The organism is Blautia acetigignens (assembly GCF_025566865.1).
Taxonomy (GTDB): domain Bacteria; phylum Bacillota; class Clostridia; order Lachnospirales; family Lachnospiraceae; genus Blautia_A; species Blautia_A acetigignens.
In genome coordinates this window covers 1-23,882 of sequence record NZ_JAOQJM010000014.1, presented here as the reverse complement: position 1 = coordinate 23,882, position 23,882 = coordinate 1, and the positions used below count along the sequence as shown (strand labels likewise).

The window sequence follows — 23,882 nt, the reverse complement described above, 5'->3', positions numbered from 1 at the left end:
TGTCCCGGCACACCTGGGGACCGCTGGCTATTGAAAACTATTCCCGCGATCTGCACATCCGAATATTGGAACGCACAGCGGTGAACTAACTGCTAACTACGGCTAAATCGTTCAGGAGAGCCTTCACGATTAAGCCTTCGTAAGCAGTGGATTTCATCCAATGTCATTAAGTTAACCTATTGTGCTACTTCAAATAAATTATGTGAAAACCTGTGCTCCTTTCGTTGTATTCCCTACAAATAGGATAGCACATTTTGTTGAAGTTTCTTTATATTTATTTTATCTAGCACAACAAGTTAATTTACTTCGGAGAATGGATAAAATCTATCCTTCTGATAAATCTCATTGCACTGCTTTTTCTGGTGCATGTGGTTTATATCGGAATAAGATGCTATGTGAAAGACTGGTGGGAAAAACGAGGACATTATTAAAGATAAACGGACAGCTAAAGATGACGCTGTCCGTTTTATAAGAAAATAATATGTTTTACATCAAATCCATCTTATCCCAAAGAATATTGCCATTGGCATCCAGATATTCTTCATCTACATGAATAGCTTCAACCTTTCCGATGAACAATTCATGTGTACCCGGCATAGTACTGTCTACAACACTGCACTCAATGCTTACCGGACAATCTGTAAGGATAGGGGCATCTACATAAGTTGCATCTTCCCATTTGATGTCGGCTTTTGCAAATTTATCTTCATCTCTTCCAGAAGCTGAGCCAAGATAGCCATATTCTTTTTTATAGCTCTTTTTCGGGAAATTGATTACAAAGCAGCCGGATTCCTTTACTATATGGTGGGAATATCTTGTAGGTGTGATGCCGACCATTACCATAACCGGATCAAGGCTTACATTGGCAACGAAGCCAACTACCAAGGCATTGTTTTTGCCATCTTTGTCCCTGCAGGAAACGATTGTCTGAGGGAGCGGCTGGACACAAAGTACAGTATTAGATGCTAATTTTTTCATTGATTTTTACCTCCATGCGTTTTCAAAAATTGTAAGATAATCATCATCAGATAAAGGAAGCGGATCAGCAGTAATATCACCGCCTAAAACTTCGTGAACCTTGGCAGGATACAACTGTAATTCTTCCTTTGTAATTCCATCATCGCTCATCTTAAGATCGCTGCATCCGACCTCAGAAATAAGTTTATCAAGAGCTGCAATAAAATCTTTTCCACTTGTAGGATTGGCAACACCCATTGCAGCCGCCATTTTTATCATATTTTCTTCGGAAGCTTTCTTTTCGGCGAAGAAATCATAATAAGCGTGTGCAATTTCAATCAGACCGGCACCATGAATGAGGTTGTCATGGAAGCTGCCCATTACATGTTCCATAGTGTGGGCAGAAGTACACATCATATAGTAACCTGCAAAAGTATTTGCAAGAGCCATGTATGCACGGGCTTCTTTATCATTTCCGTCTTTTACTGCTCTTGGAAGATATTTTGCAACATATTCTATGGTTTTTAAAGCAAACATTTCTGCCATAGGATGGTGGTTGATATTTACAACCGTTTCTGATGCGTGGAAAAAGGCATCCATTCCCTGATAAGCAGTAAGCTTTGCTGGAACACTCATCATCAAGTTACTGTCAACAACAGAAAGTGTCGGGAACATAGATGGGAAGAAAATGCCTGTTTTTTCCTGTGTTTCATCATTGGTAATAACAGAAGCAATATCAACCTCGCTTGCAGTTCCGGCAGAAGTTGTAATACATACGATAGGTAAGGCAGGATGTGCCGGAGTTTTCTTTCCGCCACTTGCAGATAAAGAATAATCCCAGATGTTTCCGTCATTTGCTGCCATCAGTGCGATACATTTTGTACAGTCCATGATAGAACCGCCACCCAGAGCAATGACAAAGTCACAGCCATTTTCACGGACAGCCTTTGCACCATCCATGACATTGATATCTGTTGGATTAGGACGGATGCCTTCAAACAATACATGTTCGATACCGGCAGTATCTAATTCTTTTTCCAGTGTTTCAAGATATCCATACTTTTTTACGGACTGACCACCAATTGCAATGAGTGCCTTTTTGCCCGGAAGCTGTTCACTATGAAGTTCACTCAGTTTTCCGGGACCGAAAAGCACTTTCGTAGGCATGTAGAAATTAAAATTATACATATTCAGTACCTCCTGTTTTAGTGAATTTTCCAGAATCTCTCTGAATCTGAAGTAATTATATAATTATGTTGTCAGGGAGGACACTATTATATGTTAATAAATATGGTGGTAATTTCTAATATATATTTTGGAGACAGAACATTATGATATAGATTTCAGATACTCTCTCGGGGGCATTCCGTAATATTCTTTGAATGCTTTGTAAAAGTTACTGTGATTGCTGTAACCGAGAAGTACAGAGATTTCCTCAAGTGAAAGGGATGTATTTTTCATCAGAAGAACTGCACGTTCCATTCTTTTTTCAAGCAGGATTTCTGTGAATTTTCTGCCGGTTTCTTTGTGAAGAAGCGTAGAAATATAGTTTGGATGGTAGGAAAAATGTGCAGCAATATCCTTTAAGGTGACAACATCAGAATGATCCCCCATATAGTTTATAATCTGTTCTGTAAGTGACTTTGTATCTGCTCCGTGCTTTTCTATTCGGTATCTTCGAGCAATTTCAAGTAACAATGTCTGGAGCATTGATTTTAATATACGCTGGGTATCTTCCTGTTTGTCAGCATATTCTACTACCATAAGTTCAAGGATTGTGCGGATGGCATGGTCTTTCGTAACAGGCAGATGGATATATTCGTCTGAGAATTTATTGGTCTGTGGCTCGATAAAGAAACGGAAAAGGGCAGAATCCGTATATACTGTGGGTAAATATTCCCGAAAAAAGGAATCTTTACGGATAAGAACACCAATAATCACCACATTTTCATTGTTGTCAGCACGTAGGGCATACCCACTGTAAGGCTGTCCGATATAGCATTCATCCTCGTTTATTGTGATCAGATTATTATATTTTTCGGATAAAGCCTGATAGCTGTTCTTATATGCATAGTTGATAAAGAAAAAATCCTGCCTGTGAAAGGGTTCATGTATCTGTTTCCCTTTGAAAACGCATATCAGCACATCCTCATCATCCGGACCAGGCCAGTAAGAGGTGACATCTCCGGGCACACCGGTATTCATCTGATGAAAGGTCAGGTCAAGAGAATTAAAAGCAATTCCCAGTTTGTTAATGGCGAGTTCAATATATTTATTACGCATAAGAAGGACTCCTTTTTTATAATCTGTCCCAATTATATATCATGATATTAGAAAACGCCACCTCAATTATTAAGAAATGATAGTGACTGGCTGACCACCTATATTTAAAATAAAATCATAAGTTGAGATTAAAATACCATTTGAAATTTGGAGGAAAACAGGTATGAACAAAGCTGCTACTTTGGACATGACGGAAGGTAAAGTAATACGGGTACTTCTTGTGTTTACAATTCCCATTTTTATCAGCAATCTGTTTCAACAGTTTTATAATGTTGTAGACGTGGCTGTGATCGGACATATTTTAGGAGATAATGCGCTGGCAGCAGTTGGAGCAACATCATCTATTTACAGTCTGGTAATCGGATTTATCAATGGAATGTCAAATGGTTTCTGCATAATAATTGCAAGATATTTTGGTGGAAATGAACAGGATAATTTCCAAAAATCTGTGCAATTTTCAATTATCCTGTCCATTATAACAACCGTTATTCTGACGATTGCCTCAATACTATTTTTAAAACCATTACTTCGTTTGCTAAACACACCTGTTGATATTTTAGATTTATCTCAGAGCTATATTTCAGTTATCATGCTGTTTTGCTGTGTTACTTTTGCATACAATCTTTTGTCTTCAATACTCCGGGCAATTGGAAATAGTTATATTCCACTGTATGCACTGATTATCGCATCTGTTTTAAATGTAATACTTGATATCTTTTTTGTGAAAACACTTAATATGGGAGTAAGGGGAGCAGCCTTCGCAACAGTAATAGCACAGGGATTTTCCGCACTTTTCCTGTTGATATATATAGCAAAATACTGTCCATTGCTGCATATAAATATTCGTAAATTTACCATCAACTGGACAATATTACTTGAACTTTTAACTACTGGATTTTCAATGGCGATGATGCTTGTTCTGACTAATATCGGTACGGTTATATTACAGGGAAGCATTAATTCCTTTGGCACATCCACTATTACAGGCCATACAGCCGCAAGAAAATTTCATGATCTGTGTATACTTCCGCTTGGCACGATATGTACATTTTCAGCAACATTTGTCAGTCAGAATTATGGTGCCAGAAAAAAGGAACGTATAAAACAAGGTGTTTCAGCCAGCATTTTTCTCGGAACTATCTGGAGTGTTCTTGTACTGATGATTGTGCTGATTGCCGGTCGGCAACTGATCTATGCACTTACCGGATCTACAGATGCAATTGTTATCGGAATATCTATGAAATATTTATATTGGAATGTTCCGTTTTATGCGGTGTTGAATATTTTACTTATTATGAGAAACTGCCTTCAGGCATTGGGAAATAAGAAACTTCCTGTAATTGCCAGCATAGTAGAACTAATAGGAAAGTTTGCAGGAGCTTTCCTGCTTTCACGAATGATCGGATATCTGGGAATCTGTCTGACAGAGCCGATTACATGGATTGTATGTGTACCGATTGTATTAGCAGGATTTGTGCAAAAAATCAAACAAATTTCAAAAATATAATAAGAAAAGTATTAAAAATATCAGGAGGCTTATTATGACAGAAGAAGAAAAATTAGACGCAGGACTTTATTATGATTTCTGGGATGTCGGAGTAAATGGCAGAAAACTGAATGCAATCAAATTCTGCCGGGAACTTCGCAGAATGCAGGATGCAGATGCGACAGAGGATGAACAGGCTGTATTGATAAAAAAATATTTTGGTTCGGTAGGCAGTGATGTGTGTCTGTGTCCAGGCTTTATGTGTGACAGCGGCAAAAATATTCATGTTGGGGATCAGTTTCTTGCAAATTACAATGTCACAATTCTTGATATCATGCCGGTGCATATTGGCGATTATGTGATGATCGGACCAAATACTTTGATTACGACTGTAAATCACCCAATCACCCCAAAAGGACGCAGAGAACACCTTGGCATTGGCAATCCTGTTACGATTGGAAATGATGTATGGATTGGCGGAAATGTGACCATTCTTCCGGGAGTGACAATTGGCAACAATGTGGTCATTGCAGCCGGAGCTGTGGTAACAAAAGATGTGCCGGATAACTGCGTGATAGGCGGGGTTCCGGCTAAGAAGATAAGAGATATTGAGAATGATGTTTTATAATATTGGCAGAATAGGAGAACCATTGTTATGAGGAAAAAGATAGTTTCCATATTAGTAATCATACTATTTGTACTTACAATAATTGTAAAAATCGGAGCTTCAAAGAACATCAATAATGTTACTTGTACAACTGAAAGCAATAAGCAACAAACCATAACAGAAGAAACAGATGATGTTATAGAAAAAACTGTAACATCAGATGATAATGTGCCAGATATAAGTCCACTTGAGACAGCACAGTCTAAAGATAGTCAGGTAAATGGAAAGCTGAAAATCAGTATAGATTTTAATCGTTCAAGTACACCGGCTTCTAATCAGTATGCCGTGTGGATTGAAGATATGGATGGAAATGTGGTAAAAACTCTTTTTGTAACCAATTTTACTTCCAATGGAGGATATGCAGAGCGTGAAGACAGCATTCCTACATGGGTTGCTCATGCTAAGCCCTCTGATATGGACAAAACACGAATTGATGCCATAACAGGAGCAACTCCTTCTACCGGGACACACTCTTATATCTGGGATGGAACAAATGATGACGGAAATATAGTTGCAGATGGTACATATATGTTTTATGTCGAAGGAACTTTATACTGGTCGAGCATAGTCCGTTATGAAGGAACAGTTAGTATGGGTGATACAGAAAGCTCAACATTAGATGTGAAAGCAGTGTATACAGAAGATACAGAGCAGAATAGAAATATGCTGTCAAATGTTACGGCTGATTATATAACCGAAAATTGAAAGGTTCTGAACAACTAAAAGATAATCAAGAGTTGATTTATATTCATTTGATTATCGCAGTTTTTAATTATAATTCAAGAGAATCTTCGGCATCTACCCACATCTGCAAATTTCCATCAAGATATAATTTTGCATACTCAAGTGGTTCATCAATAGCAAGTGCGTTTAATGCACAGTCTGATCCGGGTGTAGTTTTTAAATTTTTTTCTGCTTCCCAACAGTCAATGCGAAGCATATAGCCTGCACTGGTATATACATCAATGCTGTTTCTGCGTGGATTGTATTCTGCAAGTATCGTTCTCATCGCATCTTATCTCCTTGTCGTTCAATCAATCATTTGTTACAAAAATCAGAAGCATTTCAATCAGTTCACCATGTCACTTTTATTTTGTGTTATACTGTTTTATAGATTTTTCTTGCCCTTGTATTTGCCCTTATCAGAGTTCGTAAACACTGGTGGGACGATATAACACAAGGGAAACAATAAGGGAAAGCTCACCTGCGACAAATCCAGTGTTTTCAATGGTTTGCGGAGAATTTAATAACAAAATATAACAGTTATTAAATTTCTTAAAACAGGTGAAATCTCAATCGGGATTTGTGGAGGCAAATGTATGAGCGAGTGGAATGCTGTATTATATGATAGTAAGCACGACTTTGTTGCCGAATACGGAAAAGGACTTTTAGAATTTGTGCCTGAGAATAAAAACCAAAGTATTTTAGATTTGGGGTGTGGAACGGGAACGCTTACTGTACAGCTATCGAATTTTGCAGATATAGTTATTGGTGTTGACAGCTCTGCAAGCATGATAGCAAAGGCGAAAAAGCAATATTCCAATATGCAATTTGTGGTTTGTGATGCACTTGCTTTGCCATTTGAGAAGCGGTTCGATGTGGTTTTCTCGAATGCAGTTTTCCATTGGATAGCTGACTATGACGCTTTGTTAAAGCAAATCCATAAAGTGTTGAAGCCAAATGGATTGTTGGTTTGTGAATTTGGCGCAAATGGCAATATTGCAACCATTGAGAATGCCTTTATAGATGCTTGCCGCGATTTTGAATATGAATATAAGCCAAGATTTAATTTTTCAACGAGTGGACGGTTTGCGGACTTGTTGGTGAAGAATGATTTTGTGATTGACAAAGTGTACGATTATGCAAGACCAACACCGCTAAAAGATAACGAGAGAGGATTAGCTAATTGGATGAAGCAATTTTTTGCATCCGATTTAGAAATGATGCTGGAAAAGATGCAGAATGAAATCATTAAAAAAGTCGAGGATTCAACAAAAGAATCTCTTTGGAACGGTAATGAATGGATTGCCGATTACCGCAGATTAAGAGCAATCGCACATATATAAATTTCATGATCTCTCGGAATTCTGATTGATCATGCCAGCGAAACTCTGGCAGTGAACTTTGAAAAGTAGATATTGTTTCTGGAACAAAAAAACGGCATGAGAAATAAACATAGCTTTCATTATGGCTCTAAGCGTGGTATGATAGTCAATAGGATTATGCTACATCCAAAATCAACTTTCTCAGGGGAGATTCAGATGGCAGATCCCATGCATCCAGATGCTGTAACATCAGGATGTGATAGAGGCGGCAGTACCACATCTTTGTAGAGCGGTGTCTGCCGTCTTCTAATCTGAAGTCTAATTTCTCACGTTTGCTTGAACGTTCTACAGATGTTCTTGCATTGTATTCCTGTTTCCATTCTTTGCTGCTTCTTGGCGGATTGTTAAAGAGTCTTGGGTTGTCATTTAAGACCAAATGGACGGTGCGTCCATATTTCGCGTTTGAGCATGGATTGTCACAGGTACAGGAAATACAGCCGCCTGCATGACTGATCTTCGGACATTTGAATTTCATGCGTCCTTTCGCAGCTTCGATACCATCGCGCCGCATCCGGTGTCCGGCTGGGCAGACAGGAACCCCGTCTTTATCAATGGTAAAATCATTTTTATAGACAGGTGGTCTTCCAGCTTTGCTGTTCAGATCAATAAATGGAGTGATGTTTTGGCGCTTAAAGTATTGATGGTAAGGCATGGCATCATGTGCAGAATCTAAAAGCACTTTTGATACTTTGTAATCAGGAAGGAAAGATCTCATTCGAAAAAAAGCCTGAAGGAATCCATGCGAATCATGTGTTGAAGCACAGGAATAATGGGGGAATACCGGGAGATCACTCTGTGAATCGACCAGCATATATAAATCATATCCATGATAGAAGCAGTCGCGAGAGGAATCCCAGCCGATGTCACAGTCAGGCTGAGAAAAGTAACAGTCTTGATTTTACTGGGCTGAAGATTCCGAGAGATTATATCTATGATATGGAGGTGACCTCAGAGCATGACATCCCACTGATTGTAAAATGAATCGTAGAGGCTGGTGGTGATGTGTATCATGTATCAAAAGAACAGCTTTCGTTGGAGAAAATCTATTTTTCTCTGATTGACCGGGAACATGCAGAAACGGAGTGTGAAAGATATGAATAACGGACAGTTCGCTTTAATAAAGAAAGATATTCGGAGCATTACATCAAATAAGCAGATATTCGCGGTTCTTCTTATCGTGCCGCTTGTGCTTACCATTGTTCTGCCGTCGATTTTTGTACTTGTACTGACGCAGGCTCCAGATGCTGCTTCAGATTTTCAAAAGCTGCTGGATATGATGCCCGTTACAGATGGGGAGTATAGTCAGCAGCAGAGGATATTGGGACTTATATTGAATAACATTATGCCGCCCTTTTTTCTGATTGTTCCCATCATGGCATCCTCTGTTATGGCAGCAAGCTCCTTTGTGGGAGAAAAAGAAAAGCATACCTTAGAAACATTGCTTTATTCGCCGCTGTCCCTGCGACAGCTGTTCCAATCCAAAATACCGGCTGGATTTTCTGTTGGGATGATGGTTTCCTATATTTCGTTTGCTGCCATGCTGTTGGTTGTAGAAGTGGAAGTATTCTTTCTGACCGGCAATCTGATTATCCCAGGTATAAGCTGGCTGATCAGTATGCTTCTGATTGCTCCGACATTCTCGCTCGTTGCGATTGCTGTGACAGTGCGTAGTTCTGCAAAGGCTAAGACCATCGAGGAAGCACAGCAGCGGGCTGTATTTCTGATTTTCCCGATTCTCGCACTGGTTATTGGACAATTTACAGGCATCCTTTTGATCAATTCGTGGCTTCTTTTGGGATTGGGTGCCGTCTTGGTAGTGCTTGATGTACTGCTTATGAGGAACGCTGCTGGCCTGACTGCCTGGATCGTCAATCATCAGGACGTGATCCCAGGTTTTGTGAATCGTCTGGCGCATCTGTTCTTTTTTGTTTTTATGGATCTGACCATTATCATTACGGCAGAATACATGTATGAACAATTGATCGGAATTGATAAAAACAAAACAAAAGCTCTCTTTTTGCGGAGAATCCCAGGTGTGCTTTCTCTCCTTCTGATTACGGCAGGAATCGGGAAACTGGGGTACATCCGGGGCAGGACTACCTGGTATTCTATGGGCTTCTCAGTGTATGTCTGTTACGGGACAATCATATTTTATTATGGAATGATTCTGTTTCTGGTGATAACAAGGCATCGTTTTCTCCCAAAAGAAAAAGTAATGGGAACATTATCCTTTATCCTGATTGCAGGACTGATACTGGCTGTACAGATCCGTTTTCCGGAAGTACTTCTTACTTCCATATTCCCAACTGTACTGCTGCTTGGAATTTATATTGATTTTGAGAATCCATTTATACGGAAGCAGACTGTACATAATGAAGAAATGCTGGATGGGTTTGCTACTATGGTAGAAAACCGGGACTATAACACAGGTGGACACATTAAACGTACAAGGGCATATGTAAATCTGCTTCTTGAAAAAATGAGGGATGACAGATATTACCGGAACATTCTGAACAAGGATTATATGCTAAACGTCATTCATGCTGCGCCTCTGCATGATATTGGTAAAATTGCAACCCCGGACAGTATCCTGCAAAAGTCGGGTAAGCTTACAGCGGCGGAATATGAGATCATGAAACAGCATGCAGCAACTGGAGGAGATATCATTCTGCAGACCTTTTACAATCTGGATGATGCAGACTTCCGGCAGATTGCCTACGAAGTAGCCCGATTTCACCATGAAAAATTTAATGGAAAAGGCTACCCAGACGGACTGGCAGGGGAGCAGATCCCGCTTCACGCAAGAATCATGGCAATCGCAGATGTATTTGATGCAGTTTCCCAGAAACGCTGCTACCGGGATGCCATGCCGCTGGAAGAGAGCTTTTCTATTATTGAAAAAGGAAGCGGCTCAGATTTTGATCCCAGACTGGTCAAAATATTTCTGGCTGCAAAGGAAGAAGTAAAAGAACTAATGGAAGCCATTGAAAGGAAAGGGGAAGAATAATGTTAAAAATCAGCCATGTCACAAAGTCCTATGGAGAAAAGAAAGCAGTAGATGATTTGAGCCTGCACATTCAGCCGGGGGAAATTTATGGGTTCATTGGTCACAACGGAGCCGGAAAAACTACTACTTTGAAGTCGGTAGTAGGGATTTTACAGTTTGACCAGGGAGAAATCTATATTGATGGAAAATCCATAAAAGAGGATCCTCTGGGATGTAAGCGTGAAACAGCCTATATCCCAGATAACCCGGATCTTTACGAATATATGACCGGAATTCAATATCTGAATTTTATTGCGGATATATTTGGAGTGGATGCAGATGAACGCCTGAAGGATATCCGTAAATATGCAGACCGTTTTGAACTGACACAGGATCTTGCACAGCCTATTGGAGCATATTCCCATGGAATGAAACAGAAGCTTGCCATTATTGCAGCGTGGCTTCATCATCCCAGGCTGATTATTATGGATGAGCCATTTGTGGGACTTGATCCGAAGGCAGCCCATTTGTTAAAAGAGATGATGCACGAGGTCTGCGCTGGAGGCAGTGCCATATTTTTTTCCACCCATGTGCTGGAAGTGGCAGAAAAGCTGTGCGATAAAGTGGCAATTATCAAGGGAGGACAACTGATCCGCTCCGGAACCATGGATGAAGTAAAAGGTGATGATTCCCTGGAAGATGTCTTCCTGGAACTGGAGGAAGAAAAATGCTGAAGGTTTTAGTAAAAAAGCAGTTGATAGAGATTTTCAGAAGCTATTTTTATAACGCAAAAAAGAATAAGGCATACTCAAAGGGTGCGACGGCTGCGTATGTTGTATTGTTTGTTATGCTGATGGTGGGCGTGCTTGGTGGAATATTTACCGGCATGGCACTTATGATCTGTAAGCCAATGGCGGAGGCAGAGGTAGAATGGTTTTATTTTGCCCTCATGGGATTGACAGCCATACTGCTTGGAGCATTCGGAAGTGTATTTAATACATTTTCCAGCCTTTATCTTTCAAAAGATAATGATCTGCTTCTTTCCCTTCCCATACAGGTTTCTGTGATCATGATCTCAAGGCTGATGAGTGTATACCTGATGGGGCTGATGTATTCAGGTGCTGTAACACTTCCGGCAGTGATTGTTTACTGGGTTACTGTGGAATTCTCTGTAAAAGCAGTGGCAGGTGGTATTTTATATCTGGTACTAATTTCCATATTTGTAATGACACTTTCCTGTGCCCTTGGCTGGATTGTGGCAAAGATCAGCCTGAGGCTGAAACATAAAAGCTTTATCACTGTGATTATTTCCCTGGCTTTCTTTGGTGGATATTATTTTATCTCTTTCCAGGCACAAAGGCTGATCAGCGAACTGCTGGCAAATGCAGCGGTATATGGAATGCAGGTAAAATCTTTTGCATATCCGGTATATTTACTGGGAATGTCTGGTACAGGTGATTTGGGAGCATTGTTTGTGGTGATGGCGGCAGTTCTGGTTTTTTTCGCTGTTATGTGGCTTATGATGTCAAAAAGCTTTTTGAAAATTGCAACCTCCACAGGAAAAACGGAGCATAAGGTTTACCGGGAAAAAACAGTAAAATGCAAAAGCATTCCGACAGCACTGCTTGGAAGGGAAGTCCTTCATTTTACCTCCAGTCCCAATTATATGCTGAACTGTGGGCTTGGAATTATTCTTCTGCCTGTTGCAGGTATTGCATTTCTGGTAAAGGGAAAAGGTTTATGTATGATCTTGAACCAGGTATTTTGGGATCGGCCGGGCTCGGTTATGCTGATCCTTTGTGCAGCCCTTTGTGCCCTGGCATCCATGAATGATATGTCAGCGCCATCTGTTTCATTAGAGGGGAAAAACCTCTGGCTGATTCAGTCACTTCCCATTACACCCTGGCAGGTACTAAGAGCTAAACTGCTCCTGCATGCAGGGCTGACAGGGATCCCTATGCTGTTCTGTGTTATTTGCATGGCAGTGACAGGAATCTGTCCATGGGAACAACTACTTTTAAGCTTTGTACTGGGTTTGGGATTTTTATTATTGATGGCACTGTCAGGACTTTTCCTGGGTCTCAAAATGCCAAATCTAAATTGGACCAGTGAACTGGCACCAATAAAACAGAGTGCCTGTGTTGCGGTTAATCTTTTTGGAGGATTTTTATATACGCTTTTGTTTGCAGCCGGTTATTTAATGACCGACCTGTGGAAAATGGGCTTTGCAGGATATACAGGAATATTCACAGGAATTACTTTCCTTTTATGTCTGGTTTTATATAGATGGTTGAAAAAGAAAGGAAGCCAGATACTGGCGGAGCTGTAATATGTGAGTCGGTGCATTTTTTTGCAAGGATGATTTTCTAAAAAACAGGCAATTCTGGAAGCAAAAGAAGAGACCAAAAAGTAATATTCCAAGACATAGTTAGGGAGCCCTAATCGTAGAATTGATGGTCTGTGTGCTCCAAGGGCTGCACCACACCTGGCTGATCAGCGGAATGGGGATCACGCTGATGACCCTGACTTTTTACCTGACCCTGGAGAACCCGGACATTATCCGCGCAGAGCTTACAGAACAGAAGATGTCCATGCTGTACCTGAAAAGCCAGGTCAATCCCCATTTCCTCTATAATACCCTGGATACCATCCGGATCCAGGCAGAACTGTACTGATTTATAGGAAGCAGTTACTGGGTCTTTTGTTTTACTCTAAAATGAACAAATTAGTAGATTGGAGCAAAGAGTATGTATCAGTCAGATTTACAAAATAAAACATCAAAAGTGATAATAAAGGAGTTGAAAGAAATGTTTGACAGGATTGATTTCCACGTCAGAGAACCGGAAACAGGAAATTTCCACATCCCTGCATGGGCAAAAGAAGAACATATGGAACAAAGTGTTTCAGAAAAAGAATTTTGGAGTTATGAAATAACAAAAAATGAGGAGACAAGATTATGAAAAAGTCAGTATTGTTATTAATTTTAACAGCCATGGCCATTACAGCAAGTGCCTGCAACGGATCTGATGTAACAGGCACCATGACAATGAACAGCAGTGCAAAGCAGGAGGCGAAAAGCACAGAGGCTTCTATAGCTGGGAATGAAACCTCTCAAAATACCACAACTACCTCTTCTGCCGTTACAGAACTGGACAATATGCTGAATGAAATCAACACGGATGTCCAGCCTGGAACAGCAGGCAGTTCCTTAAAAACTGTAAAAATGGCAGCCAATCTTCTGGACTGGGGAACCGAAACCAGCCTTAGTCAGGAAGAAATCAAAAGTGAGACTGTCCGGTGGCTGTCGGATAAAGGAAACGACGAACAGGCGGAATTTTCCCAGAAGATGGCAGATGTATATGATGCATACCAGGAACTCCTTGGAGAGAATGCTGAAGAACTGCTTTCGTCAGCTGGTTATACTGGCAAAGGGTATCCATGGGGCAGCTCAAAAATTGAGGCAATTGAAACTATCAAAGATGTGGTACAGCTTCCTGAGAATCGTGAGGATGCTGTAGCGATGGAACCTACAGAAACAGATGTGACGAGCGGTCAGGACAACCAGGATGGACAGCCGGATGCCGGGCAGTCATCTGATTGTAATTATCAGTCCCAGACAGAACAAACCGACTTCCCAGGACCAGATACTGCCATGCTTGTAAATCTGAGGGGTGATACCACAACAGTTTATAAACTGGCTGATGGCAGATATATGGACCGGACCAATACGGTATATACCTTTGATGGCGTAGACACCTGGATCGATGAATCCGGCGTAGAGTGGAATGAAACAGTCCAGACCTCTGAGGCAGAGGAAAATGTACAAGATCCTTATGATCTGTACTCCTGGGATCCGGAAACCGGAACCTATATCCCATATCAGCAGTCAGACGGAAATGGAGAGCCAATCGGAAGAGGAAATGGCTGGTACTATTATGATGACGAAGCCGGAACTTATATACTCTGGTAAAAAAGCGTGAAGGATATCCATGAGGCTGAGGATCTGATTTGGATGTAAGGACTGATTAGAATAAGCACAACGAGTCGGAGGTCACGGGTAGCAAAGTGGCTTCCGGCTTTTTTTGGCATTAAGGCGGTGATGTTTTCCTTGTGTAAAGTGGAGTAAGGGGGGTATAATAAAATCAGTTTTTTGCATAATTTTAAAAGCTATAATAAGGAAATCAGCAAACCAGATGAAAGTCTGGGACGCAAAGCTACAGGGCCTGTAAAATGGCAGCCAGTTGCATGAAATGAGGTGGGGCTGTCTGTTTGGCAGTGCTTTTAATTTGTATATCTAAAGATATTATTCGAGAGGGACATGTTTATGAAAAAGTTGAACGATGAGGATATACAGGCATATTTTCAGGCAGGAAACTCTGGATTCTGGAAAGTAGAGTCTGAAGAAGGAAAAAAGACAAGACTGTATACAGATGAAATCACAGATGAACTGTTTGGAATTACAGAAGATTTGTCTCCGGAAAAATGTATGGAGTATGTGGCAGAACATATTTATCCGCAGGAGAGGGAGTGCTTCTGGGATTACATGGAAGAACTGAAAAGCCATGAATCAGAAGCTGTTTACCGTTATATGCATCCTGTAAAGGGAGTCATTTATATACGCTGTACAGGAAGGAGAGTCCCATCTCCAGACAACATGATCAGGATTGTGGGCTATCATCAGGAAGCAGGAGATATTGTCCATTTTGAAAAAGAAAAACTTCTGGAGAACCGATTGCTGCAACAGAACCAGCATTTAAAGGATGAAAACAAAAACCAGATTTCTTATTATAAAGAACTTCTGGATACGATAAGTGTTGGAGTGCTGTCCTATACCTTGCCAGAGCATGAGCTTGTCCATATGAATGCAGAAGCTATGCGCATCTATGGAGTGGAGACAGTTGGGGAAGCACAGGAAAATCTGGGCAGGCTCATAGGGGCTGTGTCCTATTTAAATCAGAATGTAATTGAGAAACTGATGGATATGCGGTACCATGACGGAGCTGTTTCTTATGAATGTGTAATCCCTGACGGAAAGGGACATCTGACACCGGCGATTGCGAAGACGGAAATTTTTTATACATCAGACGGGAAAAAAACAATACTAACCACATTCCTTGATATTTCTGAAAATGTTACTCTGAAAAAATCACTGAAAGAAGCACAGGAAAGCAATGCAGTCATATCCGCAATTTCAAAGATTTACTGGACGATTTATTCTATGAACCTACGAACAGACAGTTTTGAAGAAGTTGTCGGGGGCGAGGTGATGCATCGGTTGACAGGCAGTCACGGATGTGCTTCAGAAGCATTTCGTACCGCACGGAAAAGTGTTGTTTCCAGAGAGGATCAAAAAACCATGCGGGAGTTCTTTGAGGTTACAACGCTGGCAGCCAGGCTGCAGCAGGAAGAGACGATTGCGAGAGAATATCTTGCTGCAGACGGGCACTGGCATATGGGACGATTCATTGTGAAGCAGCGTGATGCAAACGGAACTGTTACGGAGGTGCTTTATGTAGCACGTGACATTACGGAAGAAAAAAAGCAAGAGTTCGAATATCAGGAACAGTTGAAAAGAATTGCCCAGGAAGCGGAAAAAGCGAATATTTCAAAAACTGATTTTCTCAGACGAATGAGTCATGATATCCGGACTCCAATCAATGGAATCCGTGGAATTACGCAGATTGCAAACCATTTTCCGGAAGATCTGCAAAAACAGCAGGAGTGCAGAGATAAAGTCCTGACAGCATCTGGATTTCTTCTGAATCTTGTGAATGATATCCTGGATATGAATAAAATGGAATCTGGAACATTGCAGCTGGAAGAAAAAACTTTCGATTTACGCAAGGTGCTGGGAGAATCGACCGGTATTGTTGAGATGCAGGGACATGAAAAGGGAATTTCACTGAACCTGGGAGCTGTCAATATCATACATAATCAATTGGTTGGAAGTCCTCTTCATCTTCAGCAGATCCTGCAGAATATAGGAAGTAATGCAGTAAATTATAATCATGTGGGTGGCAAGATTATTGTTGGCTGCCAGGAAATCAGTTCTGATGACCGGACCGCAGTATTCGAATTTACCTGTACAGATAATGGAATTGGGATGAGTGAAGAGTTTCAGGAGCATTTGTTTGAACCTTTTACACAGGAAAACAGACTGGAACAGAAAGCAAATATGGGAACTGGTCTGGGAATGACTATTGTCAGCCAGTTAGTAAAACTGATGGGAGGGCAGATTTGTTTTACCAGTAAAGTGGATGAAGGAACTTCATTTGTGATTACATTGCCGTTCCAGATTTCCTCAGACAGAGAATCAAAAATGCCAGAATCATCCGTTGAGAATGTTTCACTGAAAGGAAAAAGAGCACTTCTTGTTGAAGATAATGAATTGAATATGGAAATTGCACAATTTATATTGGAAAATGAGAACATGCTGGTTCGCTGTGCATGGAATGGAAAAGAGGCAGTGGATATTTTTGCCCGGGCAAAGCCAGGAGAATATAATTTGATATTAATGGATATCATGATGCCGGTTATGGATGGCCTGGAAGCAGCAAGACAGATTCGGGCGATGGATCGTCCTGATGCAAAACTGATCCCTATTGTAGCCATGTCTGCAAATGCTTTTCAGGATGATGTGGAGCGCAGCAAAAAGGCAGGAATAAATAAGCATATTGCAAAACCATTGACGGGGGAAAGTGTAATCAGGGAGATTAAAAGTATGCTATAGATCAACGAATCCAGTATAAACATTTTGTGGGGATATTTTTCCAACCAATGATGCACCAGTATTGTACATGGCTGGATTCTGTGATTGGTAAGACAAATTCCTATTGTAAAAGAGTCATGACCAAAGCGAGATAACTAAATCATGTAGATAGCTTATGGCAACAACAGGTTGCTTTTCAGACTGCGGATTTATCGATATGATAAAGACAACGGAGGTGACGACTATGGAAACAAAAAAGATAATTCTTAAACTTAGAACAGAAAGAGGAATGTCACAGGACGAGCTGGCAGATAAAATTATGGTTACAAGGCAGGCAGTATCACGCTGGGAAAATGGTGATACCGTTCCCAATACTGATACACTTAAGCTCTTATCTAAAGAATTTGATGTTTGCAAGTTATGGGATGCAGGAGAAAAGGGACTTACATTATCTGCTTTTGAATGGGAGAAGGATAGAAAAACGCTGATATATGGGCAGGTAGACTATATGTATGGAGAAGCACTTTATAAGCCTGAAATGAAAGAAGGAAATCCTATAAGGTTATATAGTTTGGATGAAATCACGGAGATATTCGGTAAATTAGGACTTCGTATTTGTAACAGCTTTGCTGATTTCAGTGGAAAGTCGAGTTCTGATAATGATATTCAATTGATGGTTTATTCCATACGAGAATAAAAATAGAGTAGACGAATTATTTAGCAATCTTCATCAAATCTTTATTTTTTTCTGTTAGGTTATATTTCAGTAAGAAATGAAATATGGAAGGAAGGATAGTAAAGATGGAAATGATGTTGCAGACACAAAATTTGTGTAAATATTTTAGAAAGCAGAAAGCGGTAAATAATGTTTCACTTAATATAGAAAAGGAACAGATTTATGGACTGCTTGGACCGAATGGTGCGGGAAAATCTACCACATTGAAAATGTTGACTGGTATGATGAAACCAACTGCAGGAAAGATTTACTTTGATGGAAAACTTTTGGATAGGAAAGATTTATCAAAAATAGGAGCGTTAATTGAAAATCCGCCTATTTATGAAAATCTTTCCGCCAGAGAGAATTTGAAGGTAAGACAATTATTGCTTGGTACAGATGAAAACAGAATTGATGAGGTCTTGCAGATTGTATCACTTACAAACACCGGAAAGAAGAAAGCAGGACAGTTTTCTTTGGGAATGAAGCAAAGACTAGGCATTGCAATGGCATTGCTTGGAGAACCGGAACTTTTGATATTGGATGAACCTACGAATGGATTAGATCCAATAGGCATCGAGGAATTACGAGAGCTGATCCGGTCTTTTCCGGAACAGGGAATCACTGTAATTCTCTCCAGTCATATTCTCTCAGAGGTACAGTTACTTGCAGATAAAGTCGGGATTATTTCAGGTGGAATCTTAGGATACGAAGGAGCATTAAAGCAGGGAGATAATCTTGAAGATTTGTTTATGAATGTGGTAAGAAAAAACCAGAAAGCAGGTGAAATCCATGGTTAATATTATAAAAGCAGAACATCAAAAAGCCAAAAGAACCATGCGAAAAAAGTTTATCTGGGGATTTCCTCTTCTTACATTTGTCATGGCATTTATATTTACTCTTGGGATGACAAATGCTTATGCAGAAAGTGTTTGGAACTGGTGGTATACACTTTTGCTGCCGGGGATGATTGCTCTATTTTGTTATCTTTCTGTGGCGCAGGAGAAAAAGATAAAATACTATCATTTAACGACTATTCCCACAGACAGAAGAAAATTGTTGCTGGGGAAAATTATTTATATTGGGTACATGATTTTGTTTTCTAATGTGATTGTGTTTGCAGGAGCAACGCTTGGAGGCTTTCTTCTAACGACACATGTTCCAGTTGGAGGAGCGTTGATTGCAGTATTGTTTCTGACGGTTTCTGAGTTATGGGAGATTCCGGTAGCTTTATTTTTAAGTGAACGATTTGGAATGATTGTAAACCTGTTCGTCTGCCTGTTTATTACCGTCAGCGGTGTGGTAATATCACAAACCAGAATCTGGTATGTACTTGTCTCTGCAATTCCTATGAGGATGATGTGCCCGTTGCTTCATGTTTTACCAAATGGACTTGCCGCAGAAGCAGGGAATCCTCTTTTGGATACGGGAGTCATTGTTCCGGGAATGTGTCTCTCAATCATCTGGTTTGTTTTTGTAACGGTTCTGTTTTTGAAATGGTTTGAGAGAAGAGAGGTGAAATAAGATGATTGGAAGATCTCTGAATGCAGACTTGCGAAAGATGAAAGGAACATCTGTGATTCTGGCACACTTACTGATTCCGATTCTAACCAGCGTTATATTTTTAATATATTACTTTTTTTCACCATGGAATGAAAATGTGAAAGTGATTGCATTTTATCAGGCAATAGGAGCAGGACTTCCGGTACATATTGGAATTTTTACAGCAAGTGTGATGGAACAGGAACAAAACGCAGGTGATTTTCAAAATCTGTTGTCTTTACCGGATAAACCTGCAGCATTTTTATCGAAACTGTTGATGCTACTGGTTTTGTGTCTGTGCTCTATCCTATTGACAGCAATCATATTCGGAATTGGATTTGGAAGAATCGCATCAAGCGATATCGAAATCATGAAAGGATGTATATTTGCAGCATTGCTGCTGTGGGGAAGCAGTGTTCCACTTTATCTGTGGCAGCTGATTCTGGCTTTTCAGTTTGGAAAAGGGGTATCCATTGGAGCAGGGATTATATCAGGACTAATTAGTGCATTGATGCTTACCGGACTTGGAGATTATGTGTGGAAATATGTATTTGTCTGCTGGACGGGAAGAGTACCATATACTTATCTGCAATCTGTATTGGGAGAAACTAGTGTAGGTGAATGGTTGTCATTCATACCAGGTTGCTTAATATTTACAGGGATTAGTATGGTATACTATTTTTGGTGGGTAAACCACTGGGAAGGAAACAGAATATCGGAATAGAATCGAGGGAAACTATGGCAAAAATACTGGCAGTTGATGATGAACCGGCAATTCTGGAAATGATAGAAAGCATTTTGAATAAGGATGGACATCTGGTTACTAAAGTAAGTAATCCACTGAAACTTAATATGGAAGAATTACATCGTTATGACCTGATTTTACTGGACATTATGATGCCTGGAATTGATGGCTTCGAATTATGCAAAAGAATCAGGATACTTGTGGATTGTCCGATTTTGTTTCTTACGGCAAAAACGGAGGAAAACAGTCTGGTAAACGGACTTTCTTTAGGAGCAGATGATTATATTTCAAAGCCATTTGGAGTGATGGAACTTCGGGCAAGGATCAATGCACATCTTAGAAGAGAGCACAGGGAACATTCTGTCCGGATGGTTTTAGGGAGAGTCTGCATTCAGATGTCTCAAAAGAAACTGTTGATGGATGATAAAGAACTTCCGTTTACGAAAGCAGAGTACGAAATCTGTGAATTTCTGGCTAAAAACAGAGGACAGGTTTTTTCGAAGGAACAGATATTGGAAGCGGTCTTTGGTTTTGACAATGAGAGTAATGACAGTACTATTATCACGCATATCAAAAATATAAGAGCAAAATTTGCGGATTATGATTATATACCGATAAAAACAGTCTGGGGGATTGGATATAAATGGGAAGAATAAAGAGAAGCAATGCACTCAGCAGGATTTTTATGAGATATGTACTGGTCATGCTTGGATCATTAGTTGGTTTGGTGATTGTTGCTTATCTGCTGCTGTACCTTTTGATTAGTGTGGGCTGTATTTATCCGGCAAATTATGCAGAGCAAAAGATTAATGAAGCATATGATACGATTCTACGTGCAGATAAAGTGACTGCTGAGATGATTCCCGCACTTTGTGATTATGTAATCTTTTCAGAGAATGGAGAGAAAATAGGTGGAGATCTGTCAGAACAATACGAACAGATAGCATGGAATGTTGCAAAGTACGGAAACGCATCCGGGAAATATTTTTATAAAGTAATTGTAAGGGAAAATGAATATGTTGTATTGCAATATCGCCTGACACCTCAATATCATTCAGCTTTTTTGAGGGAGCATTTTATAGGACCACAGAATGTGATGAGTTTTATGTCTGTGATTGGAGCGGTAGCGATTATCATCATTCCGTCCATACGTTTTGGAAAAAGAATCAAAAAGCAGATGCAGCCTGTATTAGACGCAATCGGACAAATAAAGGATCAAAATCTGGAATATGAGACATCCTGTTCCGGTATCAAAGAGTTTGATGACTGTTTATCGGCAATCGATGATATGCGAGATGCATTGCGAGAATCTTTAGAAAAGCAGTGGAAAACAGAGCAAGAAAAGAAACAGCAGATGTCTGCTTTGGCGCATGATATTAAAACACCTCTTACGATTGTACGGGGAAATGCAGAACTACTTTCAGAGACTGAACTGACCACAGAACAGAAGAATAATATCACTTATGTTTTGAACGGCACAACGCAGATACAAAGTTATGTAAAACAGTTGATAGATGTCACAAAATCATGGAATTGCAGTGATGTTACCTATACAACGGTGAGGTTAGAAGATTTTTTCGCAGATATAAAGGAACAGGCACTCGGACTGGCAGAAATCTATCACCAGATAATAGATTGGAAGGCGGGACAAAGTGATAAAAAGGTAACGATTGCTTATGATCCAATGTTTCGAGCCGTAATGAATATGATTCAGAATGCAGTGGAGCATACAAAAGAAAATGGAATCATTTATATTGACGCAAAGGAGCAGGATGAACGGCTGACATTCATTGTGGAGGATAGCGGATCAGGATTTACAAAAGAAGCATTATTGCATGGCACAGAGCAGTTTTTTATGGATGACACAAGCAGAAATGGCGAAGCTCATTATGGGATGGGGCTATTTTTTGCAAAAACTGTGGCTGAAAAATATGGTGGAGGTATTAAACTTTCAAATTCTGAAAATACAGGTGGGGCGAGGGTAGAAATATTTTTCCTGAGTAGTCAAAAAACAGGCTAAATAGACCACAATTAAGCTATGTAAAAGAAATTTTATATGCTTTTATCTAATATGTAAAAGCCTTTTGATAGACGTTACTACTACGTTTGCTGTAATTTCATGGAAAAAAGAGGTATACAGAAATATGATAGCTGATAAAATTAAAAATGCTCGTACTATAAAGAAACTTACACAGGAACAGGTTGCTGAAGACCTCAATGTTTCCAGGCAGACTATTTCTAACTGGGAAAATGGTGTTTGAGTTATAATAGGACCAAGTTAGATGAAAGCCAGTAAAATCAAGGGGTTATGCCTAATTTAGTCCTTATTTTTATACCAATTTAGCGGTAGATTAAGGCAGCGCTGTTATATCAAAACCGAAAATCCAAGTCAGTATCACAGATGTCCGCAATCAGTCTGAGAGTGAATCTGTGTGCTTAGATTAGGTACAATTTTATATCAAAACATTTAGTGAGGACTAAATTAGCACTTGAGATGGAATATTCCATCAGCTGGTTTGCTCCTCTTTTTATTTGAGAGGAGTGGTCGAATGGGCAAAGTGTTAATTTGGTTCGTAATCATTATTAGTACAGTGGTACTCTATTGTCTTATGAAAGTTAAGGCAGAGAGTGATGAACTGTATGAGGAATTAATCGTGTATATCGGGAAGGCCTAGAATATAATGAATTTACAGGCCAATTGAAATCCATCATTATGCCAGTATACCAATCCGCACAAAATTGTGGTTTTGGAAACTGGATTTACGAGGTGAGCTAGATGAAGGTACATAACAAATTAGTTAGAGATAAAATACCGGAAATAATAGAAAAAGACGGAAAGACTTGTGTAACTCATATTCTCTCAGGCGAGAAATATATAGTAGCATTGGAGACGAAGCTTAACGAAGAGGTGGCAGAGTATCAGGCTGATAAGAACCTTGAAGAAATGGCTGGTGTACTTGAAGTTCTTCAGGCGATATGCGTGGCAAGAGGTTATAGCTTGGATGAGCTTGAGACGATGAGAGCAAAGAAAGCTGATGAACGTGGTGGATTTAAGGATAAAGTATTTTTGGAATATGTTGAATAATGGGGAATGATTATGCATGAGCAGGTTGCAGGCTTTAAGGACATTCATACAGATATGCATTTCCTTCAATATCAACGGGAATATATAGTTTTCCTGTTGAGTTGGCAGCAAAGATTGCGGTACATACAGTAAACCGGTTCTTGCAGGATAATCCGGATTGTTTTGACCTGGTGGAATGGGTGCTATTTGATACTCATACTGAATCAGTGTATGAAGATGAGGTTGATAAGATATATTAAAAGATTAATCGGTTTAAGATTGGTTTGATTTACTCTGCTTAAACCGATTATTTAACCAATCAAGACTCCAAAATGCTATAAAATAGGGCTTATGATTGGTTTAATAGGGTCAAATTTAACTGATTTAAAAAGTTGCAATCTATTTACGGATGAAATAGGACATTTCTTCCTAAAAATAGTATGTTTATGGTATACTAGTATAATCCATTTTAGATAACAAACTATTTTAATACATATTCCTATTATGGTACAATTGAACCATCGGAGGTGTGCGCCAGTTCGGTGCCAAATATATAACTGGTGGGAATCCAGTCTGGTAAGACTTAGCAAGTCGCCAGTACCGAGTCCTTGGAGCGCCAAAGG

Annotated in this window: 25 protein-coding genes, 2 pseudogenes and 1 riboswitch; of the genes and pseudogenes, 22 read left to right on the top strand and 5 right to left on the bottom strand. The window is 39.8% G+C overall.

Annotated features, from left to right (window positions below; translation table 11 throughout):
• The first annotated feature begins 299 nt into the window (after window positions 1-299).
• Window positions 300-431: a DUF6040 family protein gene (locus OCV70_RS14580; protein ID WP_117852200.1), complete on the top strand. Its 132-nt coding sequence runs from the start codon at window positions 300-302 to the stop codon at window positions 429-431.
• A gap of 55 nt (window positions 432-486) precedes the next feature.
• Here the strand turns inward: OCV70_RS14580 and OCV70_RS14575 are convergent, their stop codons facing one another.
• The 3 genes from OCV70_RS14575 to OCV70_RS14565 form a co-directional block, all read right to left on the bottom strand.
• Window positions 487-978 carry a flavin reductase family protein gene (locus OCV70_RS14575; protein WP_021924354.1) on the bottom strand — a complete coding sequence of 164 codons (492 nt, stop codon included), beginning with the start codon at window positions 976-978 and terminating at the stop codon, window positions 487-489.
• A gap of 6 nt (window positions 979-984) precedes the next feature.
• On the bottom strand, window positions 985-2,145 hold the full coding sequence (locus OCV70_RS14570) for an iron-containing alcohol dehydrogenase (RefSeq protein ID WP_021924355.1): 1,161 nt from the start codon (window positions 2,143-2,145) through the stop codon (window positions 985-987).
• A 141-nt stretch (window positions 2,146-2,286) separates the two neighbouring features.
• Entirely contained in the window at window positions 2,287-3,240 is a 954-nt protein-coding gene (locus OCV70_RS14565; RefSeq protein ID WP_021924356.1) for a helix-turn-helix transcriptional regulator, read from the bottom strand.
• A 163-nt stretch (window positions 3,241-3,403) separates the two neighbouring features.
• On the opposite strand from OCV70_RS14565, the gene OCV70_RS14560 reads away from it, so the two are divergent.
• The 3 genes and pseudogenes from OCV70_RS14560 to OCV70_RS14550 all read left to right on the top strand — a co-directional run bounded on the left by OCV70_RS14560 (window position 3,404) and on the right by OCV70_RS14550 (window position 6,098).
• Entirely contained in the window at window positions 3,404-4,747 is a 1,344-nt protein-coding gene (locus OCV70_RS14560; protein WP_262579802.1) for an MATE family efflux transporter, read from the top strand.
• A 433-nt stretch (window positions 4,748-5,180) separates the two neighbouring features.
• Window positions 5,181-5,330: pseudogene (locus tag OCV70_RS20230) on the top strand (DapH/DapD/GlmU-related protein); the annotation flags it as partial.
• 51 nt (window positions 5,331-5,381) lie between these two features.
• On the top strand, window positions 5,382-6,098 hold the full coding sequence (locus tag OCV70_RS14550) for a DUF2271 domain-containing protein (protein ID WP_021924359.1): 717 nt from the start codon (window positions 5,382-5,384) through the stop codon (window positions 6,096-6,098).
• A gap of 67 nt (window positions 6,099-6,165) precedes the next feature.
• On the opposite strand, the gene OCV70_RS14545 is transcribed toward OCV70_RS14550, so the two are convergent.
• Entirely contained in the window at window positions 6,166-6,402 is a 237-nt protein-coding gene (locus tag OCV70_RS14545) for a DUF6061 family protein (protein ID WP_117855273.1), read from the bottom strand.
• A 310-nt stretch (window positions 6,403-6,712) separates the two neighbouring features.
• Here OCV70_RS14545 and OCV70_RS14540 point away from each other — a divergent pair, with 310 nt between their 5' ends.
• Window positions 6,713-7,459, top strand: coding sequence for a class I SAM-dependent methyltransferase (locus tag OCV70_RS14540; protein WP_021925420.1), 747 nt, complete (start codon window positions 6,713-6,715; stop codon window positions 7,457-7,459).
• Window positions 7,460-7,613: 154 nt separating this feature from the next.
• Here OCV70_RS14540 and OCV70_RS14535 read toward each other — a convergent pair whose 3' ends face one another.
• Window positions 7,614-8,360 carry a transposase gene (locus OCV70_RS14535; RefSeq protein WP_262579808.1) on the bottom strand — a complete coding sequence of 249 codons (747 nt, stop codon included), beginning with the start codon at window positions 8,358-8,360 and terminating at the stop codon, window positions 7,614-7,616.
• Window positions 8,361-8,591: 231 nt separating this feature from the next.
• On the opposite strand from OCV70_RS14535, the gene OCV70_RS14530 reads away from it, so the two are divergent.
• From OCV70_RS14530 to OCV70_RS19875, 17 genes and pseudogenes are all read left to right on the top strand, one after another.
• Entirely contained in the window at window positions 8,592-10,505 is a 1,914-nt protein-coding gene (locus OCV70_RS14530; protein ID WP_021925422.1) for an HD domain-containing phosphohydrolase, read from the top strand.
• Window positions 10,505-11,218 carry an ABC transporter ATP-binding protein gene (locus tag OCV70_RS14525; RefSeq protein WP_021925423.1) on the top strand — a complete coding sequence of 238 codons (714 nt, stop codon included), beginning with the start codon at window positions 10,505-10,507 and terminating at the stop codon, window positions 11,216-11,218. Before OCV70_RS14530 ends, OCV70_RS14525 begins: the two co-directional genes overlap by 1 nt.
• On the top strand, window positions 11,212-12,813 hold the full coding sequence (locus OCV70_RS14520) for a hypothetical protein (protein ID WP_021925424.1): 1,602 nt from the start codon (window positions 11,212-11,214) through the stop codon (window positions 12,811-12,813). Before OCV70_RS14525 ends, OCV70_RS14520 begins: the two co-directional genes overlap by 7 nt.
• Before the next feature lie 124 nt (window positions 12,814-12,937).
• A complete protein-coding gene (locus OCV70_RS14515; RefSeq protein WP_021925425.1) occupies window positions 12,938-13,159 on the top strand; it encodes a sensor histidine kinase in 222 nt (73 codons plus the stop codon).
• A gap of 72 nt (window positions 13,160-13,231) precedes the next feature.
• Complete coding sequence (locus OCV70_RS14510) at window positions 13,232-13,444, top strand: hypothetical protein (protein WP_021925426.1); 213 nt, start codon at window positions 13,232-13,234, stop codon at window positions 13,442-13,444.
• The gene (locus OCV70_RS14505; RefSeq protein ID WP_262579801.1) at window positions 13,441-14,454 is read left to right on the top strand and encodes a hypothetical protein; all 1,014 of its coding nucleotides are present in this window, start codon (window positions 13,441-13,443) and stop codon (window positions 14,452-14,454) included. Before OCV70_RS14510 ends, OCV70_RS14505 begins: the two co-directional genes overlap by 4 nt.
• 203 nt (window positions 14,455-14,657) lie before the next feature.
• A riboswitch (cyclic di-GMP riboswitch) is annotated at window positions 14,658-14,733 on the top strand.
• Window positions 14,734-14,808: 75 nt separating this feature from the next.
• Window positions 14,809-17,214, top strand: a complete 2,406-nt coding sequence (locus tag OCV70_RS14500) for an ATP-binding protein (protein ID WP_021925428.1) — start codon at window positions 14,809-14,811, stop codon at window positions 17,212-17,214.
• 223 nt (window positions 17,215-17,437) lie between these two features.
• Window positions 17,438-17,890, top strand: a complete 453-nt coding sequence (locus OCV70_RS14495; RefSeq protein WP_243000335.1) for a helix-turn-helix transcriptional regulator — start codon at window positions 17,438-17,440, stop codon at window positions 17,888-17,890.
• Between the two features lie 104 nt (window positions 17,891-17,994).
• Window positions 17,995-18,708, top strand: a complete 714-nt coding sequence (locus tag OCV70_RS14490; RefSeq protein ID WP_117854318.1) for a lantibiotic protection ABC transporter ATP-binding protein — start codon at window positions 17,995-17,997, stop codon at window positions 18,706-18,708.
• Window positions 18,701-19,432 (top strand): lantibiotic immunity ABC transporter MutE/EpiE family permease subunit, encoded by a 732-nt coding sequence (locus OCV70_RS14485; protein ID WP_055225702.1) that lies wholly within the window; start codon window positions 18,701-18,703, stop codon window positions 19,430-19,432. The genes OCV70_RS14490 and OCV70_RS14485 overlap by 8 nt, the downstream gene beginning before the upstream one ends.
• 1 nt (window position 19,433) lies before the next feature.
• Entirely contained in the window at window positions 19,434-20,174 is a 741-nt protein-coding gene (locus OCV70_RS14480) for a lantibiotic immunity ABC transporter MutG family permease subunit (protein ID WP_262579800.1), read from the top strand.
• Window positions 20,175-20,188: 14 nt separating this feature from the next.
• Complete coding sequence (locus OCV70_RS14475; RefSeq protein ID WP_117854320.1) at window positions 20,189-20,851, top strand: response regulator transcription factor; 663 nt, start codon at window positions 20,189-20,191, stop codon at window positions 20,849-20,851.
• Window positions 20,839-22,215 (top strand): sensor histidine kinase, encoded by a 1,377-nt coding sequence (locus OCV70_RS14470; RefSeq protein ID WP_117854321.1) that lies wholly within the window; start codon window positions 20,839-20,841, stop codon window positions 22,213-22,215. The genes OCV70_RS14475 and OCV70_RS14470 overlap by 13 nt, the downstream gene beginning before the upstream one ends.
• Window positions 22,216-22,339: 124 nt before the next feature.
• Window positions 22,340-22,456, top strand: coding sequence for a helix-turn-helix transcriptional regulator (locus OCV70_RS14465; protein ID WP_117854322.1), 117 nt, complete (start codon window positions 22,340-22,342; stop codon window positions 22,454-22,456).
• A gap of 288 nt (window positions 22,457-22,744) precedes the next feature.
• On the top strand, window positions 22,745-22,870 hold the full coding sequence (locus OCV70_RS14460) for a hypothetical protein (protein ID WP_262579799.1): 126 nt from the start codon (window positions 22,745-22,747) through the stop codon (window positions 22,868-22,870).
• Between the two features lie 101 nt (window positions 22,871-22,971).
• Window positions 22,972-23,280, top strand: coding sequence for a nucleoside triphosphate pyrophosphohydrolase (locus OCV70_RS14455; RefSeq protein WP_117854323.1), 309 nt, complete (start codon window positions 22,972-22,974; stop codon window positions 23,278-23,280).
• A gap of 56 nt (window positions 23,281-23,336) precedes the next feature.
• Window positions 23,337-23,519, top strand: a pseudogene (locus tag OCV70_RS19875) (RNase III inhibitor); the annotation flags it as partial.
• Window positions 23,520-23,882: the final 363 nt, after the last annotated feature.

Coding starts and splice junctions, on each gene's coding strand:
- OCV70_RS14575 (WP_021924354.1), bottom strand. CDS start 978: ATGAAAAAATTAGCATCTAATACTGTACTTTGTGTCCAGCCGCTCCCT.
- OCV70_RS14570 (WP_021924355.1), bottom strand. CDS start 2,145: ATGTATAATTTTAATTTCTACATGCCTACGAAAGTGCTTTTCGGTCCC.
- OCV70_RS14565 (WP_021924356.1), bottom strand. CDS start 3,240: ATGCGTAATAAATATATTGAACTCGCCATTAACAAACTGGGAATTGCT.
- OCV70_RS14560 (WP_262579802.1), top strand. CDS start 3,404: ATGAACAAAGCTGCTACTTTGGACATGACGGAAGGTAAAGTAATACGG.
- OCV70_RS14550 (WP_021924359.1), top strand. CDS start 5,382: ATGAGGAAAAAGATAGTTTCCATATTAGTAATCATACTATTTGTACTT.
- OCV70_RS14545 (WP_117855273.1), bottom strand. CDS start 6,402: ATGAGAACGATACTTGCAGAATACAATCCACGCAGAAACAGCATTGAT.
- OCV70_RS14540 (WP_021925420.1), top strand. CDS start 6,713: ATGAGCGAGTGGAATGCTGTATTATATGATAGTAAGCACGACTTTGTT.
- OCV70_RS14530 (WP_021925422.1), top strand. CDS start 8,592: ATGAATAACGGACAGTTCGCTTTAATAAAGAAAGATATTCGGAGCATT.
- OCV70_RS14525 (WP_021925423.1), top strand. CDS start 10,505: ATGTTAAAAATCAGCCATGTCACAAAGTCCTATGGAGAAAAGAAAGCA.
- OCV70_RS14520 (WP_021925424.1), top strand. CDS start 11,212: ATGCTGAAGGTTTTAGTAAAAAAGCAGTTGATAGAGATTTTCAGAAGC.
- OCV70_RS14515 (WP_021925425.1), top strand. CDS start 12,938: ATGGTCTGTGTGCTCCAAGGGCTGCACCACACCTGGCTGATCAGCGGA.
- OCV70_RS14510 (WP_021925426.1), top strand. CDS start 13,232: ATGTATCAGTCAGATTTACAAAATAAAACATCAAAAGTGATAATAAAG.
- OCV70_RS14505 (WP_262579801.1), top strand. CDS start 13,441: ATGAAAAAGTCAGTATTGTTATTAATTTTAACAGCCATGGCCATTACA.
- OCV70_RS14500 (WP_021925428.1), top strand. CDS start 14,809: ATGAAAAAGTTGAACGATGAGGATATACAGGCATATTTTCAGGCAGGA.
- OCV70_RS14495 (WP_243000335.1), top strand. CDS start 17,438: ATGGAAACAAAAAAGATAATTCTTAAACTTAGAACAGAAAGAGGAATG.
- OCV70_RS14490 (WP_117854318.1), top strand. CDS start 17,995: ATGGAAATGATGTTGCAGACACAAAATTTGTGTAAATATTTTAGAAAG.
- OCV70_RS14485 (WP_055225702.1), top strand. CDS start 18,701: ATGGTTAATATTATAAAAGCAGAACATCAAAAAGCCAAAAGAACCATG.
- OCV70_RS14480 (WP_262579800.1), top strand. CDS start 19,434: ATGATTGGAAGATCTCTGAATGCAGACTTGCGAAAGATGAAAGGAACA.
- OCV70_RS14475 (WP_117854320.1), top strand. CDS start 20,189: ATGGCAAAAATACTGGCAGTTGATGATGAACCGGCAATTCTGGAAATG.
- OCV70_RS14470 (WP_117854321.1), top strand. CDS start 20,839: ATGGGAAGAATAAAGAGAAGCAATGCACTCAGCAGGATTTTTATGAGA.
- OCV70_RS14465 (WP_117854322.1), top strand. CDS start 22,340: ATGATAGCTGATAAAATTAAAAATGCTCGTACTATAAAGAAACTTACA.
- OCV70_RS14460 (WP_262579799.1), top strand. CDS start 22,745: ATGGGCAAAGTGTTAATTTGGTTCGTAATCATTATTAGTACAGTGGTA.
- OCV70_RS14455 (WP_117854323.1), top strand. CDS start 22,972: ATGAAGGTACATAACAAATTAGTTAGAGATAAAATACCGGAAATAATA.